The organism is Lonsdalea britannica, assembly GCF_002111595.1.
GTDB classification, from domain to species: domain Bacteria; phylum Pseudomonadota; class Gammaproteobacteria; order Enterobacterales; family Enterobacteriaceae; genus Lonsdalea; species Lonsdalea britannica.
In genome coordinates, this window is record NZ_LUTN01000010.1 from 1 (window position 1) to 18,160 (window position 18,160).

Annotated in this window: 17 protein-coding genes and 1 tRNA gene; 6 read left to right on the forward strand and 12 right to left on the reverse strand. The window is 48.3% G+C overall.

From position 1 onward, the window contains the following. Positions 1-928: restriction endonuclease (locus tag AU509_RS09695; protein WP_457920371.1), on the forward strand; the 928-nt coding region annotated here is incomplete at its 5' end. Between the two features lie 440 nt (positions 929-1,368). Here AU509_RS09695 and AU509_RS18145 read toward each other — a convergent pair. The 3 genes from AU509_RS18145 to AU509_RS09710 form a co-directional block, all read right to left on the reverse strand. Continuing rightward, positions 1,369-1,506 (reverse strand): hypothetical protein, encoded by a 138-nt coding sequence (locus AU509_RS18145; protein WP_176223472.1) that lies wholly within the window; start codon positions 1,504-1,506, stop codon positions 1,369-1,371. Between the two features lie 516 nt (positions 1,507-2,022). Continuing rightward, positions 2,023-2,361: a hypothetical protein gene (locus AU509_RS18150; protein ID WP_162896333.1), complete on the reverse strand. Its 339-nt coding sequence runs from the start codon at positions 2,359-2,361 to the stop codon at positions 2,023-2,025. A 480-nt stretch (positions 2,362-2,841) separates the two neighbouring features. Next, positions 2,842-3,219, reverse strand: coding sequence for an EthD domain-containing protein (locus AU509_RS09710; protein WP_085653831.1), 378 nt, complete (start codon positions 3,217-3,219; stop codon positions 2,842-2,844). A gap of 71 nt (positions 3,220-3,290) precedes the next feature. Between AU509_RS09710 and AU509_RS09715 the strand changes: the two genes are divergently transcribed. After that, the gene (locus AU509_RS09715) at positions 3,291-3,623 is read left to right on the forward strand and encodes a MerR family transcriptional regulator (protein WP_085653832.1); all 333 of its coding nucleotides are present in this window, start codon (positions 3,291-3,293) and stop codon (positions 3,621-3,623) included. 204 nt (positions 3,624-3,827) lie between these two features. Continuing rightward, entirely contained in the window at positions 3,828-4,970 is a 1,143-nt protein-coding gene (locus tag AU509_RS09720; RefSeq protein WP_094118229.1) for a Fic family protein, read from the forward strand. 131 nt (positions 4,971-5,101) lie between these two features. Here AU509_RS09720 and AU509_RS09725 read toward each other — a convergent pair whose 3' ends face one another. From AU509_RS09725 to AU509_RS09735, 3 genes are read right to left on the reverse strand one after another with little or no spacing between them, the layout of a single operon-like run. Beyond that, a complete protein-coding gene (locus AU509_RS09725; protein ID WP_094118230.1) occupies positions 5,102-7,090 on the reverse strand; it encodes a DUF3732 domain-containing protein in 1,989 nt (662 codons plus the stop codon). Further along, a complete protein-coding gene (locus AU509_RS09730) occupies positions 7,087-7,575 on the reverse strand; it encodes a three component ABC system middle component (protein ID WP_094118231.1) in 489 nt (162 codons plus the stop codon). The genes AU509_RS09725 and AU509_RS09730 overlap by 4 nt, the downstream gene beginning before the upstream one ends. Before the next feature lie 2 nt (positions 7,576-7,577). After that, positions 7,578-8,780, reverse strand: coding sequence for an ABC-three component system protein (locus AU509_RS09735; RefSeq protein WP_094118232.1), 1,203 nt, complete (start codon positions 8,778-8,780; stop codon positions 7,578-7,580). A gap of 500 nt (positions 8,781-9,280) precedes the next feature. On the opposite strand from AU509_RS09735, the gene AU509_RS09740 reads away from it, so the two are divergent. The 3 genes from AU509_RS09740 to AU509_RS09755 all read left to right on the forward strand — a co-directional run bounded on the left by AU509_RS09740 (position 9,281) and on the right by AU509_RS09755 (position 11,614). Beyond that, entirely contained in the window at positions 9,281-9,742 is a 462-nt protein-coding gene (locus AU509_RS09740; RefSeq protein ID WP_094118233.1) for a hypothetical protein, read from the forward strand. Then, complete coding sequence (locus AU509_RS09745; RefSeq protein WP_094118234.1) at positions 9,739-9,960, forward strand: helix-turn-helix domain-containing protein; 222 nt, start codon at positions 9,739-9,741, stop codon at positions 9,958-9,960. Before AU509_RS09740 ends, AU509_RS09745 begins: the two co-directional genes overlap by 4 nt. A gap of 772 nt (positions 9,961-10,732) precedes the next feature. Further along, on the forward strand, positions 10,733-11,614 hold the full coding sequence (locus tag AU509_RS09755) for an integrase domain-containing protein (protein WP_094118235.1): 882 nt from the start codon (positions 10,733-10,735) through the stop codon (positions 11,612-11,614). A gap of 294 nt (positions 11,615-11,908) precedes the next feature. Here AU509_RS09755 and AU509_RS09760 read toward each other — a convergent pair whose 3' ends face one another. From AU509_RS09760 to aspA, 6 genes are all read right to left on the reverse strand, one after another. Next, a complete protein-coding gene (locus AU509_RS09760) occupies positions 11,909-13,168 on the reverse strand; it encodes a tyrosine-type recombinase/integrase (protein WP_094118236.1) in 1,260 nt (419 codons plus the stop codon). A gap of 163 nt (positions 13,169-13,331) precedes the next feature. Beyond that, a tRNA-Phe gene (locus AU509_RS09765) sits at positions 13,332-13,407 on the reverse strand. 117 nt (positions 13,408-13,524) lie between these two features. Further along, entirely contained in the window at positions 13,525-14,100 is a 576-nt protein-coding gene (gene dicD / locus AU509_RS09770; protein ID WP_085653479.1) for a division control transcriptional repressor DicD, read from the reverse strand. A 25-nt stretch (positions 14,101-14,125) separates the two neighbouring features. Further along, positions 14,126-15,829, reverse strand: coding sequence for a protein-disulfide reductase DsbD (locus tag AU509_RS09775; RefSeq protein WP_094118237.1), 1,704 nt, complete (start codon positions 15,827-15,829; stop codon positions 14,126-14,128). Then, positions 15,805-16,137 (reverse strand): divalent cation tolerance protein CutA, encoded by a 333-nt coding sequence (gene cutA, locus AU509_RS09780; protein WP_094118238.1) that lies wholly within the window; start codon positions 16,135-16,137, stop codon positions 15,805-15,807. Before cutA ends, AU509_RS09775 begins: the two co-directional genes overlap by 25 nt. Positions 16,138-16,299: 162 nt before the next feature. After that, positions 16,300-17,739, reverse strand: a complete 1,440-nt coding sequence (aspA, locus tag AU509_RS09785) for an aspartate ammonia-lyase (protein WP_085653476.1) — start codon at positions 17,737-17,739, stop codon at positions 16,300-16,302. Positions 17,740-18,160: the final 421 nt, after the last annotated feature.

The window sequence follows — 18,160 nt, forward strand, 5'->3', positions numbered from 1 at the left end:
TGCGGGTATTGAGAGATATGTGAAGCCTGTAAGCATGAGGGCCAAGCGCAAATTTAACAAAGAACTCTATGCCTCGCCGGATTTTAAGAGACTTTGGAGCGCTATCAGCCAGAAAACGACTTATCGAGTGACAGTTAAATATCCTATGCTGATTGAGTCGTGCATAAAGGCGCTTAAGGCTGAACCCAAAATCCAGCCGTTACGTATTGATGTCACGCGTGCGGGTGTGAAGGTACTGCGAGGTGGCACGCAAGGGCGAGAGCTGGGGGCGCGGACTGTCGACCTCAAAGGCAGCTATGATCTGCCGGACATTATCGGTGAGTTGCAGCAAGGTACGTCTCTTACGCGCAAGACGCTCGTGGACATTCTCATCGGCAGCGGCAGGTTGGAGGAGTTCATTGCCAATCCGAACGACTTTATGGCGATGGTACGCCGTTGCGTAGAGGGTGAACTACAGCGTGTCATTGTCGAAGGCGTTCAGTATGAAAAGATTGGCGGCTCTGTATACGAACTCCGCGAGTTGCAATCCGATGGCCTTGCCGAAAAGGATTTCTTCAAAGAACATCTGTACCGCGTCATACATACCGAGAAAACTGATTTCGATTGTGTCGTATTTGATGGTGGGTCAGACAGTCCAGAGAGAAAGTTCGCAGAGTTTCTCGATCACCGCGAGGATATCAGGCTGTTTATGAAATTACCGCCAAGATTCCAGATTGACACGCCGGTTGGCCCTTATAATCCCGACTGGGCCATCATGAAATCCGAAGATGGCGAAGACCACATCTATATGGTTCGCGAAACTAAGAGCACCATGGATGAGCAAAAAAGGAGGCCATCTGAAAATGCCAAGATTAAGTCCGCCGAGGCACACTTCAGGGAAATTGGCGCCGAGTATGCAGTTTCAGTGCCTGAACAATGGAATATATGACATCGCTCTAGCATCGTAGGCTTATGGCGAATAGGCAGATAAAAAGCGTGTTAAACCTGTCTTCTCTTTTGCTGAAGTCAGGTTTAACGTGATTGTTTATCATAAAACTATACAAGATATAATTTTAAAAATTATCGACTCGCTACTGTTCGAATCGAGCTGCCGTCAGGGCCGGGTGCAGGCCGAATAATAGCGCGACAAGCATCGAACTGACGATCCCCTGCGGCAGTGACAGCGGTCATAGGGAAAACGCCCAGCCGGAAAATTTTACGAATAGACAAGCGGCGGTCAGACCAAACGTTGCTTCGGCAAGCGCACAGGCCACTCAGTACGATCGTCTCCAGCAAAAATTAGCGGCTAATGTCTATGGCCGTACCCCAAGGTCATGCGCACACTGATTTCGTGTCGTCGTTCGGTTATGTTCATCACCATCACATTCATTACATCCACGCCGCCCACCACCAATGCGATTCCCCCAATATTGCCCGCAACCAAGAGAAGGTACGCGACTGTTGCGGCATTCCCTCCTGTAGTTGCTGCGGGATCGTCGGCATAGGCTTGTGCCATGTCACGGCCATTCAGCAGCAGACTTCCGGTAGTAGGTTGGTCGAGTTGTCCGATGATGTTCAGCAGAGTGCTTTTGCCCCAGCCCTACTCATCACCGATGACACAGCTCTGGCCGGAAGGAATGGATAGAGAAACGCCATGCAATACCGGCTGCGTAGATGCGCCGGTATCTTAGGCATGAGTGATGTTTTTCAGTAAAAACAGAGGAGTATCACTCATCAGCTCCTCGGCAGTTCATCACGGCTACAGCTGGCGTCTCGGGCTTCTGCTCTCACTGCGGCATCGGCCAACTGACGAGCGAGCGTGGAAACGCTGCTTTGTGATTTTGATTCCGTCTCACCGGAAATAATATCGGGGTGATGACTTGTAGATACGCCCGAGCTGTTTCCCGTTGCCTTTGTTTCGCCAGAACGGAAAGAAGTTGCGGACTCAGATAGGCCATTTACATTCATTGTTATCCCTCATCATCGCTATCAGACGCGCCTGAAAAAAAATGGCACGCCTGAATATTAGGTCAAAGGGCCGGTTTATCTCATGGTCAGTTCGACGGTTAAATCATAGGTCCAGGTTTTAGCCCCTTTTACTGCCATGTTGCATCTTGCTCCATTACTTACAGTACCTTTCAGCGCCGCCATGAATTTCACCGTACTGGCCGACCATAGCGAAACTTCACCGAACCCCTGATAGAAAGCAACGCTCCGGCGCTGAGAATGGCGCTCTGCGGGCGACTTGACGCCTGTCTTGCTGGCTTTGTTGTCAGTTAACATATAAGGGTCACTCCCGTTCATCGAACTAAATGACCCGCGTTCTGACCCACAAATTCCCCGATACGAAGGGATATCAAAACGCATTGGAATGGTTTTCATGCCAACTCATTGAATCGAAACATTATAGGTCTTGATAAGAAAGCATAAAAAAGGAAGGGGGGGCGGACTACGCCGTAGGCGTTGAACTGCGCGTTGACGCGCTGACCCCGAAGGGGTGAGCCGCTTGCGGCGAATCATCGAACGGGGTTCGGTGAAAAGGCAATACTCCAGAAAGCAAAAAACCAGCCAATAGGCTGGTTTTTCTGAATAAGTGGTGCCGGACTCGGGATCATATCGACGATTAATATGCTGTTTATTATTGGTTTTGTTGGTATTTCTTGTAAACAGCGCCCCCATGAAAGCCCCCATAAAAAATCACTTTGTTTTTGTGAGGGTTATTACGAAAAATCGATGTTTAAGGGCAGGGGCTCCGTTATGTGTCCAGGTCCATATATAACGCTAGAATGAGTTGGTTTAAATTTTCACCAAAAAGTCGCTTCTGAATAGACGAATAGAGTAATTTTTAAACCCGTCGACGTTTCACTCACAAATCACGCACCGCTCCTCACCGTACCAGAGTTGCGAATGCTGCAAATCCACGAATTTCCCCTCATCATCAATAAGCTCCTGAAGGGCGCTTAATCCTTCTTCTGTTTTTCGGGCTGCAAGATGCGACTCCAGACTGTCCCACCACAACTCGGCGCAACCATCAAAATCGACGGGCAATGAATTTCTTGTCTGCTGAAGCGCCGATTGCGCAGTATTATTCGCAAAGGGAACTGTCTGGATGTACTTACGAATACCAAGACGTTCTGAGTGTTTAACCACCAGTGAGGCATGTTGATTACGCCAGTAATGATCAAATTCTTCTCGCGTTAAATGGGCGCGCCTTTTGACACACATGACTAGTTTTAACATGTCGCTACTCCTGTCATTTCGGGAGTTCAAAGCTTACACTCTGACAGTGGTGTCAGAGTCAAGAGGACGTTATGCAGATTGGAAAACTGGCGGCATTGACTGGCGTTAGCATACGGATGCTTCGGTACTACGAGAGCGCAGGTTTGCTTCATCCTTCGCGAACCGACGCAGGCTATCGAAGTTTCTCGTCAGAAGATGTGGATATTCTCAGACGGATACTTATTCTGAATGGTGCAGGCTTCACGTTACCGGTTGTGCGTAGTTTGCTGAACTGCGTACATGCAGGAACCTCACCTTGCGAGGAACTAAAAGCTAAAGTGCGAGAACAACTGATGCAGATAGACCGTCAGTTTGAAGCGCTCTCGGAAAGCCGCAATCTTCTTAATAAGTTTCTTATTGACTAGCCCCTAACAATTTACCTGCTAACAGCATGCGGACAATGGATCCTACCCTTCCGATTGAACATCGTTCAAACTTACATTTGATATGTTGGAACAAAGTTTTTTGAGATAATGAGAAAAGATGAAATTTCTAATTTATAGATTCTATTAGTATTTTTGCTATACTTTTGAGATATCGTCATGCACCAGTTGAGATAACTAAACATCATGGCTCAATTTAATCACTTTGAACTCTCGCTTCTGAATCCCAGCTTTGACTCCCCTTTGGTCGATGCGCTGACGGAGCTGGAGTTACTCCGGCATCTACGGCTGGAAACCGATGTTCACCCTATCCTGTTTGCGCAGTTGAAGGCGGTTTTCCACATGTTGGAGAGTCTTGGCTCTGCAAGGATTGAGGGAAACCACACCACGCTTGCCGACTATGTTGAAAGCAAGGTTGAGGGAACACAGAGTTCGACGGATCAGCTCAAAGAAATCAACAATATTGAAGCCGCGATGGAGTTCATTGACGAATACCTGAACGATGGCGATGAGATAACGGAATATTTTATCCGCGAGTTGCATAGTCTGGCGGTAGCCGGGTTGCAACAGGAAGGCGACAGAACGCCCGGTGCATATCGACAACATAATGTCAGCATCGCTCAGTCTGACCATTTGCCGCCGGACCACATCCACGTTCCCGATTATATGGCAGAACTGACCGCCTTTATTAACCGTGCCGATAAACCAAAGTACGATCTGATGAAGATTGCACTGGTGCATCACCGCTTTGGCTGGATACATCCCTTTGGCAATGGTAATGGCAGAACGGTCAGGCTGCTGACCTATGCGTTGCTTATCAAGTATGATTTTAATGTTCAGGCTGGTGGGCGGGTTCTCAATCCGACAGCGGTATTCTGTAACGATCGTGAACTCTATTACGCCATGCTTTCGTTAGCCGATAAAGGAACGGAACAGGGGCTCGAGGAATGGTGCTTATATGTCCTTTCGGGGATCTCTTCTGAGCTGAAGAAAGTCGATCAACTGACAAACCACGCTTTTCTGAGCGAAAAGATCTTGTATCCGGCTATCGATTTTTCCTCGGAGAGAGGGCTGATAAACCCACTGGAGTCGAAAGTTCTGAAACGCGCCGTTGAGCTGGGGACGATAAAAGCAGGCGATCTCCGCGCCGTTTTACCTGATCTGAAACCGACGCAGGTGACTTACCAGCTTGGTAAGCTGATTGAGCGGGGATTGCTCCAGCCAGTAGAAGAAGGGGCTCGTACCTATACAGCGAAGTTCTCTAACTCGTATCTGATTCGTGGGGTGATTAAGGCTCTGAGGGAAGAAGGGTTTATTCCTGATTTGTGATTATTTGCATGAGTACGCAATGTCAGTGAAATTTAACATAGTATGCTCGTACCCTATATTTGCTCGGACCTGATCTGACATTATATTTGAAATTTTGACGTATCATATCAGGTCTAAGTTATTAAAAGTTACTAAAACCATTCTTTAGGAATGAGCCCGTCACCTTTATTTTTCCAGCATGCAGATTCGTGGATATTACTTACTTTTCCCCATATTGATTTATCGGCGTGTTCCAATACGATAATTTGAAAATTGTAACTATTTTCTTCAATCGCGGATGAAAGTATTTCGAAAATTTGTCGTGTTGCAGTAATGTCGTCATGTCTGGTTATTTGTAAATCTCCATTTTTATCTGCCTGATCTAATATATTTTCGCCAGAGTCAGCGCTAGGGAAATAGACCTGACTGGGCTGATCTATCACCAGAAAACTAAAAGGGGGTAATGTAAATCTGTCCGCATGAGATAAGAATTCATGAAAAGCTAAGAATACTGAAATATGATATCCCATCCAATTGGCACCGCTACCAACCTCCCATAAATATTCATTTTTGCTATATGTTGATGCTTTAAAGCTTAATGTTAGTTCTTTTTTGTCAAAGTTAATATCACCCCGACGATCAAGTTCAAACTTGTCCACATATTTTTCGATAAGTGAATTTATTTTTTTATAAACAGAATATTCTAAATTCTCTCGATTTGATGTTTTGAAATATTGTTCAAGTGGAGTCAGTTGAGTATTAATTTCTTTGATCTTCTCGCCGATGTCATCAGTGTTTTTCACCTTATTTAGTGATGACAATGTCTCCTGAATTCGGCCAATTATAACATATACTTTATTTAATGAGTCATTGGTTGCTTTATCTATATTTTCAAATTGAAATTTTTGTTTTCTTATATTTTGAAGTTCATCTTGTTGGTTTCTTAGTTCTTTTTTTAGATTGTTTAACTCTTTATCTGCAACAGGATTATCAAAGAGTGCATTGGACATTATATTAATTTTTGAAACTTTTCTCTCAAGGTTATTAACAACAGCAGATAAAGCGTTCGTCTTTGATCCACAAGCAATACATTCTCCATTGGGTGATAAATTTTCTTTGAGCCAGTAAAAACCTACAATATGTTCTTGTTCTTTCCTTACTGCTTGAGCGAAATATTTTCCTTTAGAAAATAATTGCTCATAATTTCTTATTTTTACTCGCAAGGAATCAACTTCTCTTTGTTTTTCCTCTCCGAGAATATTAAGTCTTTTTAATTGTTCATTTGTGTATTCATAATTTGGAGTATTTAATAGTTTGCTAAGATTCCCTTCGAGGTAAGTTTTATTGATGAATGTAAGCCTGTCAACCTTATAATCTGTATCCTTTTCTTGTTCTTCTGGGGAAGGTGTTAATCCTAATTCAATACACCCTCTCCATAAACGATCGACTTCAAAATCCCAACCGGCCAAAGCTTTTTTATTAACCTCTTGTTGTTTATGTAATGAATCAAGTCTTTTTTGTAGATCTACACGTTCTTTTTCTTTTATCATATATTCACGATTAATTATACCTAATGCGAAAGGCATAACTCTTTGTAATCGTTCTTTATTCTGATAGGAATCGGCTTTAAAAAATAATGTATAGGGATTTGCAACAATGTGTTGTGGTAAAAAATTTAACGCGGCCATGTCTCTATAAGAAGCTCTGGCATCAAAACCTGGTCTTTCGTTATCCTCTGACTGAGGAAGATCGCTTAATTGGACTAATTGGTTAAATTTATTCTTAAATGCAGAATTATTGTGAGTGGTATTCAGTTCAAGCGGAAGTTCTTCTGGGCAAAGTGAAAGGCAAAACTCATTGCTTACAGATTTGTTCCCCGGCGTTTTGCGAGCAATAAGATATTTGTATCCCTGAATATCAACAGTTAAGCCAAACCACATAACGGATTCTCGAATTATCCCGACAGGGATAGCACATTTACTAGCCCCAAGGCAGTAATCAATTATTGATATAATCGATGATTTTCCTGTTCCACTAATTCCATGAATGATACTTATTTTATCTTTTTTAAAAGAGATCTTACGAAGCTCATTTTCAGGATTAGTTGGCCAAAGAATCAGTGAGTCAATCATGAATTTCATAATGATTTCCCTAAAAGTAAGCTATAAAGTAAAGGAGTATCCATATGGTAGAACCAGTTTGCCAGCCGAATTATAGTTTTACTCATATCAGAAGGTAATGTTTTTTTTACATTAGTCGGCCATTTTGCAGGACTTCTTTTGAACAGAATTTTATTATCTGCTTCGACTTTAATTAATAGTCCTGATGAAACAGCGAAATTTAATCCCTGAAGTGTTATGCCACTATAATCAGCAATGCGTTGATTTATATTTGATTTTATTATTGGGGTTGCTTGTATAACAACATCTAACGGTGTTGATGATTTTTTTGTTTTTATTGCTTCTCGGCTGATTTTATTCCATGTAAATGGTAGTATAAGAAGAAATTGCATTAGATCTGGAACGCGATCGTCAATAGATAATTTCTCGTACTCTTCTACGAAAAGTACAAATAAAAAACAAGCAAGTGAACTGTTGTTAATGATGTTTTTATCCATGTAAAACATAATTATTCGACCTTGTGTTTTTTATAACTATTATGCCAGTATATAAATGATTTTTTTTCGGGATTATTTGCTAATTCGTGATAATTTCCGATAGTGAAATAGGAATTATCCGTATCGTTACCATCGAGAGATGCTTTATAGTTTGGGCTCATGGTTTCTGAATATATTTTTTGAAAGTAAGATAATTTCTTTTCATGCGTATTTTCCGATTCAGGTAAGCTGAATTTTATATTTAACCATCTATTATAAAGTTCATCGTCACGATCTTCCCATGCAGAAGGTGACACTTCACCTATATCTAGTAATCTGACTCTTTCAGCATAAAATGCCCAATAGTTGGACAGGGCGTGGATACAGGCATCAGCACTTTGACCAATATCTTGAAGTTGTTTAATAAAAGTATGACTAGTTCCATCATTTTCTAAATATTCTTTATATGAAGTTTTGAACATAGGTTGGTCAATGAAATTCCTACGCTTTATTTTACTGCTTTCAGCATGTAATAAATTAAAAAACGGTTCTTTTGTTAATTCGATAGGTTGCTTGGCTTTCCATGCTGACTGGCATTTATCCACAATTAAGCCCAATAACGACTGATATATTGTTTCTGAATGCTTTTTGATTTCTGATGGGAGGTGCAATAGGTTTATTGTTGCGCGTTTAGTTTCAAGGCCTGAAATAGTCCCGTGGTTATCAAGTAATACAATGTTTTTAACCAAAAAATTAAGGTCATCTTCAGAGTAATTAAGTACTTGCTTTGCAATTTCTTTTACTGCTCCTGTAATAGCATCCGCCTGTTTCCTTAATTCTCCTAATGCTATTTTTATTTGTTCATCTGTTTGTGCTTTGGAAAGTAAGTTGGCAAGGGTGTTTGCACCTACATTTTTGTTAGTTACTAAACAATAAGAAATTTCCTCGTATTTTTCTCGAGCACCTTTCATTGTTGAAAGCCAGATATGTAAAGTATGCCAGAGATTCTTGCTACTATCCTGATAGGGTTGTCCACTGATATCCAAAGCGTGTTTATCTTGCTCAAAAGAGACATGAAGCTGACCGTTATTGAATGAAATTTCTTCTACTACATCATCTGCGGTTTCAATTCCAAATACCGCAGAATCATGCTCACTAGCAAAGATGCGATACAGTGCGCGCTCAATCTGATAAAGAAAACCTAAAAATTTAGAACTGGCTTCTTGAGTGACCATTTTTTAATCATCACCTGTATAAAATTACATATGAATTTGTCTAAATAACTGTTCATACATCAAAAGTGACATTTCATGAGATATAGAATCATTCAAGCGCAAATTTTCACCTGATGCAATAACATTATTCATGTTATATGATTGTAAACTAATACATATGTGACGTGTATATATATACCTGCGCTACCGTATTTATGATTTGATTATTTCATCCGGAAACTTCTTGCTGTTTTTCATCGCCAGTCGTAGCATATTTGCGTACCTGCAAAATCAGGTGCCGGGATTGGTCTCCCGAATACCATACTGGCGACATATGACGCGCCTTGCGTCTTTTTTTATGTCGTAATGCTTAGCTATGCCGAATTATGGTGGGCTGGGCGGGGGCACCGCAAGGTGCGCCGGTTCCAGTATGGCCGGTAAGACCAACTCCGTTCAGTCCACCACCAGTAAGATTGGTCTCTTCGGTGATGGTTTAAACATCACATACTGGAGGCTGCCCTATGGCTACAACCCTCGATCAAACTCATCCGTTACTTTCCCACCCTTTTAATGCCGATACAGATTTCACCGTACTGGCCGATCATTGTGAAAAGTGCGCAGATACTCAGGCGGAAAGCTACGATCCTGTACTGAAGATGGCTCTCTGCGGTCGGTTCGCCGCCGGTCTTGCGCTGCTGAAACCGGGCCTAAGCGATCCCATTCCGCCTCACCTGATAGACAGCCTAACCGTTGATACCTTGCCCACAAATTCTCCCCGTTTTGCCCCCGATGCGGATACGCTTTGCGATTACTGTTTTACCCTGACTCAGCTTCTGCTTTGCCGGATGTTTCCACCACAAGCGGAAGAACAATTGCGTTGGCTTCTGGCGGAACTGGTTGATTACTTTGCCGCTGAACTGAAAGCCCCGCGCTGGATACGTACAGCGGATGGTGTGAAATGTATTAATGAGGAGGCGGTATGAATCAACAGGACTGGCATTCCGCCGATATTATTGCGGCGCTGAAAAAGCGGGGAACGTCGATGGCGGCGGTTTCGCGTAACGCGGGGCTGGCCTCTTCCACGCTGGCGAATGCGCTGACAAAACACTGGCCCAAGGGAGAACGGCTGATTGCGGAAGCGTTGGGTGTTGCGCCTGCGGAAATCTGGCCTTCCCGTTACCGCAAGCCAGAGGAGCACTAAAGTAAAACAATCTCTCCCGTCCTGTTATCGGCGAACGCAGATAACAGGACGGGAGAAGGCAAGCGAAGCGTGGCAGCTTGTTATTCATGAAGTGATCAAAAAATCAATAAACAACTGTGTAAAAGCAAAAAACAGTTTTCTCTTTCTGCCTTGTTGCCACGGGTGTAAGTTTTCACCTGCACAAAATGCTTCACGACCTGAGAGAAGCGCCTGATGAATCAGGATGGTCGTCCCTTATGGCGGCTACCTTTGTAAACTGCCAGACCGTCTAACAGACGGTTGAGGTCATCCTTCACTCTCTACACCAGTCTATAAACGTGACGGGCCGCGGCCTGCAAAGACAGCGGCTTTGCTGCCGCGTGACCGCAATCCTGCACCAGAATTTCAATTTTTAATCACTGTGCCAGTCCAGTGCGTCACTTTAACCGCGCAACGCGGGAAAGTGACGCACCAACGCCCTTTCACTGCACCAGACAATTTAGCTGCGCCAACGCACGGCGGGATTCCGACACCGTGATTCCACCCACTTTCACTCACAGGAGAACGTGAACCGATACCGGAGGGGGATCAGGACGATCTGGGGGATAACCCGCGCAAGCGGGCGGCTGCTCAGAGAGCACAACCGAAGCCCCACAACACCTCAACGGCTGCCGCCCCGGCGCTCAGGTATCGTTCGCAGCCCGACCCATCATTCAGGGCTATCGGCCTACGCGCCGGGGAAAAGTTGTATCAGATTTTGGAGTTGCGGCAATCATGAAAGGGGGAAGAGAAGATGAGTTTTCTGGAGCAGGAAATGAAAATGCTGGCGCGGCAGGCGGGTGGCAGTCATAAAACTGTCCACGATCGCATGGCGCTGGCGCAGCGATTTTGTGAGCGCTTGCTGGAACAGAATGTACAGATCCGCCGGGTGGAGCAACTGAAAGCGCGGCATATTGAGAATTACGTTCGGGAACGACTGGATCAGGGCATAACGAAACGTAGCCTGCAAAACGAGATGGCGGCGATCCGCTGTCTGTTGAAGCAGGCCGGGCGTGATCGGTTAGCAGCCAGTGAACGGCTGTCCAATAAATCGCTCGGCTTGTCCGGCGCATCCCGCAACGGCACCCGGCGGGCGATTACGGCGGAGTATTATTGGCAGGTGCTGGAAATCGCTCGCGCAAAAGACGCCGGGATGGCGGCGGCGCTGGAACTTTCAAAGTTGATGGGCCTGCGTTCACAGGAAGCAGTGCAGTGCGCGCAATCGCTTAGGACGTGGAAACAGGCGCTGGAACGCGGTGAATCCCGGCTGACCGTGGTGTTCGGCACCAAAGGTGGGCGGCCCCGCGAGACGGTGATTTTGGATGCTGGCGCAGTCAGAAAAGCGCTGGAAAATGCGTTGGCTGTGGCGGAACAACGCAACGGCAGGCTGATTGATAAACCCGATCTGAAAAGCGCGATGAAGTACTGGCACGGTCAGGCTTCGCGTATCGGCTTGACCGGCGCATATTCCCCGCATTCATTGCGCTACGCCTGGGCGAAGGATGCCATTCGCCATTACCTGGCGCAGAGATTCAGTGAAAAAGAGGCTCTGGCATTGGTCGCGATGGATTTAGGCCACGGCGACGGGCGCGGGCGTTATGTGGCGCAGGTTTACGGACGGCGGGGAGAGGAGTGAGTTTCCGTGCTGGTGCAGCCGTTGATGAATGTTCGATCATTGCGTCAGCCAAAAGGAAAAAGGGCTAAAGGGTAAAGGATGCTAAGGGTAACAGCGCCAAACCGGAAAGGGCCAAAGGCTGAAAAGGCCGTGATTGGCGCAGTTCGATGTTCGTTCGACGGGGAATCTGGTGCAGTCCTGCGATTTTACCGGCGTCAGTGAATGAGGGCTGTGATAGGCCCCAGTGTTGGTGCAAATAAAAAAGCAGATCCGCTGGCGCAGAGATCTGCTTTTCGGCGTCAATCAGTCGCGGGTTCAGGCAACCTGAATATGCCTCTCAAAACGGTAAGCCGGGATGAATTTCTGCCGGCAGGCGTCGAGATAGTCCGACCACCATTGCATCATCTGCGTGCGTTCGTCGAGGTGCTCCGCCTTGTGGATATAGGCGGCGCGAACGTGGTTACGCTCCTGATGGCTCATCTGCCGCTCCACTGCATCTTTTGACCAGCGGCCTGATTCAATCAACGCGCTACAGGCCATCGTGCGGAAACCATGACCGCAAACGTCCACCTGCGTGTCATAGCCCATCGTGCGCAGCGCCTTGTTGATGGTGTTTTCGCTCATCGGTTTGCGCGGATCGTGGTCGCCGGGAAACAGCAACTCACTGCTACCGGACAGCAGTTTTAGCTGCTTCAGTACAGTTACCGTCTGTGTTGACAGCGGCACCAGATGCGGTGTTTTCATCTTCGCGCCGCGCTCTGAATAACGCACGCCCGGAATGGGTTCACGTTGCGCGGGGATGGTCCACATTGCGCCATCCAGATCGATCTCCGTCCAGCGGGCAAAGCGTAGCTCGCTGGAGCGAATAAAGATCAGCAGGTTAAGCTGCACCGCCAGACAGGTTAGTAATCTGCCGGAATAGCCTTCGATCCGTTCCAACATCTCCGGCAGCTTCTCCAGCGGTAGGGCGGGGTAGTGGTTTTTTGGCGGCGGCGCAATGGCTCCGGCCAGATCGTTGGCGGGGTTGCTGGCGATGAGTCCTTCCTGTACCGCATAGCGCATGATCGCCGTGGTGCGCTGCTGTATCCGCGCGGCGGTTTCCAGATTGCCTTTTCTCTCCGCCACCCGCAGCGGGATTAGCAGATCGGCCGTTTTCAGGTCGGTAACGAGGAATTTACCGATCAGCGGAAAGACGTGCAGTTCCAGCGAGCGCAGGGCTTTGGCGGCATGGGCTTCAGTCCAACGGGTATTACCCGCCACCCACTTGCGGGCGATCTCTTCAAAGGTATTGCCGTTTTTTCTCGCCTGCTTCTCCTGCTGTTTTTTTACGCCGGGATCGGCACCTGCACTGAGTACCGCACGGGCTTCCTCGCGTAGCTTACGGGCATTTGCCAGCGTGACGGTGGGGTAAGCGCCAAACGCCAGCTTTTTCTCTTTGCCGCCGAAGCGGTATTTGAGATGCCAGAGTTTAGAACCGTTGGGTTTAATCAGCAGGTACAGACCCTGCGCGTCGCTGAGTTTGTAAGGTTTATCGAACGGCTTGGCGTTGCGGATGGCGGTATCTGTCAGAGGCATGGTGGGGGCTCCATAGTTTATCGAACCGGCAGGCCCCCAATTAAGCCCCCAAAAACTACGGATGTCAAAAAATCTGGTAGTACCTGTTGGTACTCCAGATTCTTATCAACTTACTGATTTTTCAACGTTCCCGGACGCATAAGGACATCCTGAAACTAAATTTTGGTGCCCGGACTCGGAATCGAACCAAGGACACGGGGATTTTCAATCCCCTGCTCTACCGACTGAGCTATCCGGGCAACGGGGCGCATTAAACCGTATTGGTTCCGCGCCGTCAACGGCTTTATGGGAAAATAGCGCTGACTGCTGACTTTTCAGTCAAAGCCATGCTATCTGATATATATCAGCGGCCTGGCTTAACTCAGCGCGCCGTTTAGGCGGCAGCAAGCGATGCGCAATACGTCTTCCGCCAACCGTTTGGCGACGGCAATATCGGTGATTTGGCGCTTCACCAGCAGTTTGCTCAGGCAACCTTCCAAAATCAGTTCCATCTGCTGTGCGACCATCGCAGGATCGTCGATGTCTAATTCGCTCAGCAGCTCCTTGGTATAGTGGTATGACGCCTGCTTTTGCTGCTCGGCCAGTTGGTGAATGGGGTGGTGAACGTCCGGGTAAAAACTGCAGGCCGCGATGAACAAACAACCCGGATAGCGCCCTTGTTTAACCGCCTCGTTCAGAACGTGATAACGCGCCAACAGCTTTTGCTCTACATCGCGCGAGTCGTCCAGCATCAGTCGCCTGCGCCAGCCGTCGATCTGTTGACTGTGATAGCGCAGACTGTCATACAGCACCGCCTCATCGTCGGGCCAGAACGGCGCCAGCGTCTCCAAAGAAATGTGCAGACTGTCGGCCAGTGTTTCCCGTGTCATGGCGGTGAAACCATGCTGTTCCAGCAAGGTCAGCGCATGCTCCAGTACTTTTTCCCGTTGCATGTGTTCTCCTCTCAGTACGTGGCCGTTAATCAACAAGTGTCGTTGACGGAGATAGTTTCTGCAAATGCGACCGGAACTGCGCCGCATCCATAAAACCGGTGACGCGTGACCCCGGAATTTCTTTGCCGGAATCGTCGAAAAATAGAATGCTTGGCAGGCCGAGCACCTGCAACTGCGTCAATAGGGCGTTCTGTTCAGGCGTATTGGCCGTGACGTCGGCTTGCAGGAGCCGCAGGCGAGCCATCTGATGTTGCACTTGGACATCGCTGAACGTGACTTTTTCGAACGACTTACAGGCGGCGCACCAGTCGGCATAGAGATCCAGCATGGTGATGCCGTGGCTGCTGCGAAGGGCGGTGTTCAGATCGTCCAGATTGTTGATGGGCGAAAAAGCGATGTCGGAAGCCGATTCGGTTTGTGGCTCAGCCGAGGCGAACAGCCAGTCCTGTATTGGCCGTACGGAGACCAGCGCGCCGAGCAACAGCAAGACCTGAAGACCGCGTATCCAGCCACCTCGTCCGCGCAGACTGAGGGCGAAGGCCCAACCGAAAAACGCGACGCCGAGCAGGCCCCATAGCCGCCAGGCCCAGAGGTCGCCGAGTAGCCGCGTCAGTAGAAATACCGGCAACGCCAGCATCGCGAAACCGCAGGCCTCTTTAATATGATTCATCCACGGACCGCTTTTGGGCAGGATACGGTTGCCAAACAGGGTGACGCCAATCAGCGGTAAACCCATTCCCAGCGCATACAGGTACAGCGTACCGCCGCCCGCAAGCATATGGCCGCTCTGGGCGATATACAGCAGCAGCGCGCTGAGCGGCGCCGTGGTGCAGGGGGAGCAAATCAGACCGGCGAGCGCGCCCATCAAAAAGACGCCGGATAATGAACCGCTTTCCTGTCGGTTGCTCCAGTCAACGAGTCGCGTTTGCATGGCGGAAGGTAATTGCAGGCTAAAAAGGCCAAACATGGATAGCGCCAACAAGGTGAACAGCGACGCCAATCCGATTAAGACGTAAGGGTGCTGTAGCGCCGCCTGAAAGCGCAGACCGGCTGCCGCCACGACCAATCCCAGCAGCGTATAAGTCAGTGCCATACCCTGCACATACGCGAAGGCCAAGAGCAAAGTGCGTCGAGTGGAAAGACGTTCCCGACGGCCCAGAATCAGGCTGGAGATCAAGGGGTACATCGGCAGCACGCAGGGCGTAAAGGCGACTCCGATACCGATCACTATGGCCCACCACGGAGAAAACGGCAGTGGCGGCGGGGTGGCCGTCGTCTCGTCGGCCCTATCCCATGTGTTGAGCGGGATGTTTTGCTGCTCCGGCGGATAGCAGAACCCGGCATCGGCGCAGCCCTGATAGCTGACCGTTAATGTACTGCCCTGTGGGAGTTCATCCAGAGGAACATTGAGCTGTAGCCGATCCCGGAAAATGTCGACCACCCCGAAAAACGCGTCCTGATGCCGTTCGGCAGCCGGAAACTCAATGCTTGTTAGCGTGGTGGTGCCGGAGTGAATCGCTATTTTCTGGCGATACAGGTAATAGCCCGGGTGAATGATCCACTGAAGCTTGAGCTGCTTCCCTTGTTGCTGGAAGTCGAAGACAAACGCCTGCGGGGCAGGCAGAAATCGCGACGTTTGCGCACGGCCGAAAGGATTTTCGGCAGGCACGACGGCAGTAAAAAGCAATGTGCCGAAGAGGATAATCAGCGTAAGGACGCGTTGAGCCATGAGAGATAATCGTTATCGCCGTCGTGAACCGGAAGCGCCAATAATTCCGGCGTTTGGTAAGGATGCTGCTGTTTCAGCAACGTGAACAGGTCTTGCATATGCGCCTGGTCGCTTTTCAGCATCAGCTGGATCTCCTGCTGTTGCTCCAGTTTCCCTTCCCAACGATAAAGCGAAACGGCGCCGGGCAATATTGTGACGCAGGCTGCCAATTTGGCTTCTAGCGCGGCGGCGGCTAGCGATCTGGCGCTGGCGTCGTCGGGGGCGGTACACAGCACCACCACGGCGTCGTAGGCGATGAGTTCAGACATAATGACCTCAGCAGCGGAAACGTGAAATTATCGCCACACTATACCTTGAGGCCAGCGTGAGCGTAAGCGCGGATCGCGTCGAAAATAGACGCTGTGGGAAGTGAGAAGAGTCACAAAATCTCCCTTCGACGCATGGCTCGGCGCCGAAGGGAGCTGAGGAGGTTACTGCGGTTCGTTTTCGTCGGTGTAACGTTTCGCTTTATAAGCCGGATGCATCAGGTTCTGTACGGAGAAAATATCGTCCAGTTCTGCTTCAGTCAGCAGGCCGCGTTCCAACACGACTTCACGTACGCTTTTCCCGGTTTCGGCGCAGATTTTACCGACGATATCACCGTTATGATGACCGATAAACGGGTTCAGGTAGGTAACGATGCCGATGGAGTTAAACACGTAAGACTCACAGACCGACTGGTTGGCGGTGATGCCGTTCACACATTTCTCCAACAGGTTGTAGCACGCGTTGGTCAAAATGTGGGTGGACTCGAACATGGCCTGTCCAATTACGGGCTCCATCACGTTCAACTGCAACTGGCCTGCTTCGGCCGCCATTGTGACGCAGGTGTCGTTGCCGATAACCTTGAAGCACACCTGATTGACCACCTCGGGGACGACCGGATTGACCTTCGCGGGCATGATGGATGACCCGGCCTGCAACTGAGGCAGGTTGATCTCATTGAGCCCCGCGCGCGGGCCTGAAGAGAGCAAACGCAGATCGTTACATATTTTCGACAGCTTGACCGCCAGACGTTTGAGCGCGCTGTGCACCATCACATAAGCGCCGCAGTCGGATGTCGCTTCAATCAGATCTTCTGCGGAAACGCAGGGCAGGTGACTCACCTCGGACAGCTTTTGCACGGCCAGTTGCTGGTAGCCGTCCGGCGTATTCAGCCGCGTGCCGATCGCCGTTGCGCCCAGGTTTACCTCCAGCAGCAGTTCAGCGGTGCGCAGCAGGTTTTTGTTCTCTTCCTGCAGCAGAATGTTGAAGGCGTGGAACTCCTGGCCCAGGCTCATTGGCACGGCGTCTTGCAGTTGAGTCCGTCCCATTTTCAGGATGTTTTCAAACTCTTTGGCCTTACGCTCGAACCCTTCGCCCAGATGCGTATTGGCATCAATCAGCTTCAGGATCGCGTTGTAAACGGCGATACGAAAACCGGTGGGATAGGCATCGTTGGTCGACTGGCATTTATTAACGTGATCGTTGGGGTTGAGGTATTGGTACTCGCCCTTTTGGTGCCCCATGAGTTCAAGACCGATATTGGCCAGGACTTCGTTGGTGTTCATATTCAACGAGGTGCCTGCGCCGCCCTGAAAGACATCCACCGGGAATTGGTCTAAACATTTACCGTTGTTGAGTACTTCGTCGCAGGCGCGAATGATCACGTCGGCGATTTTACGTGGAATGGTTTGGAGCTCTCGGTTAGCCATAGCGGCGGCCTTTTTGACCATCACCATGCCGCGAACGAAATCCGGGACGTCGCTGATTTTCTGATTGCTGATGTAAAAGTTTTCAATAGCGCGAAGGGTATGGATGCCGTAATAAGCATCGGCGGGTACTTCTCGGCTGCCTAACAGATCTTCTTCAATACGGATATTGTCTGACATAAAGAGCCTTCTCTTACTCTTCTATAAGTTAGCGTTTGTACAGCTTATCGTAAGGTATTTTCCCAAGAGGGGTGGTGCATTTGACCGCTATTAACGGGTATTCCACTATTATATTCTTAACCTGTGCGTGAAATAGTCGCCTTGATCACATCTGGGCATTCCATTGTCTGTCTCCTGAGTGAATCGTAATGAATAGTCACTCGGCGTGACTATAGCTGAAAAACGATAGCAGCCAAAAAAAACCACGTACGTAGGTTGAAAAATAGCGTATGAGCTACCATCTCAACAGTATTGTAACGAAATGACGGGCGCGTTGAATGCTCTTACAGAAAGCCGCTTATGACTGCGTCAATAGCATATTACGAGCGCAAGTTTTAGGAATATACTTTTTATCAATACGTTAAATATCAATTACAGGAGC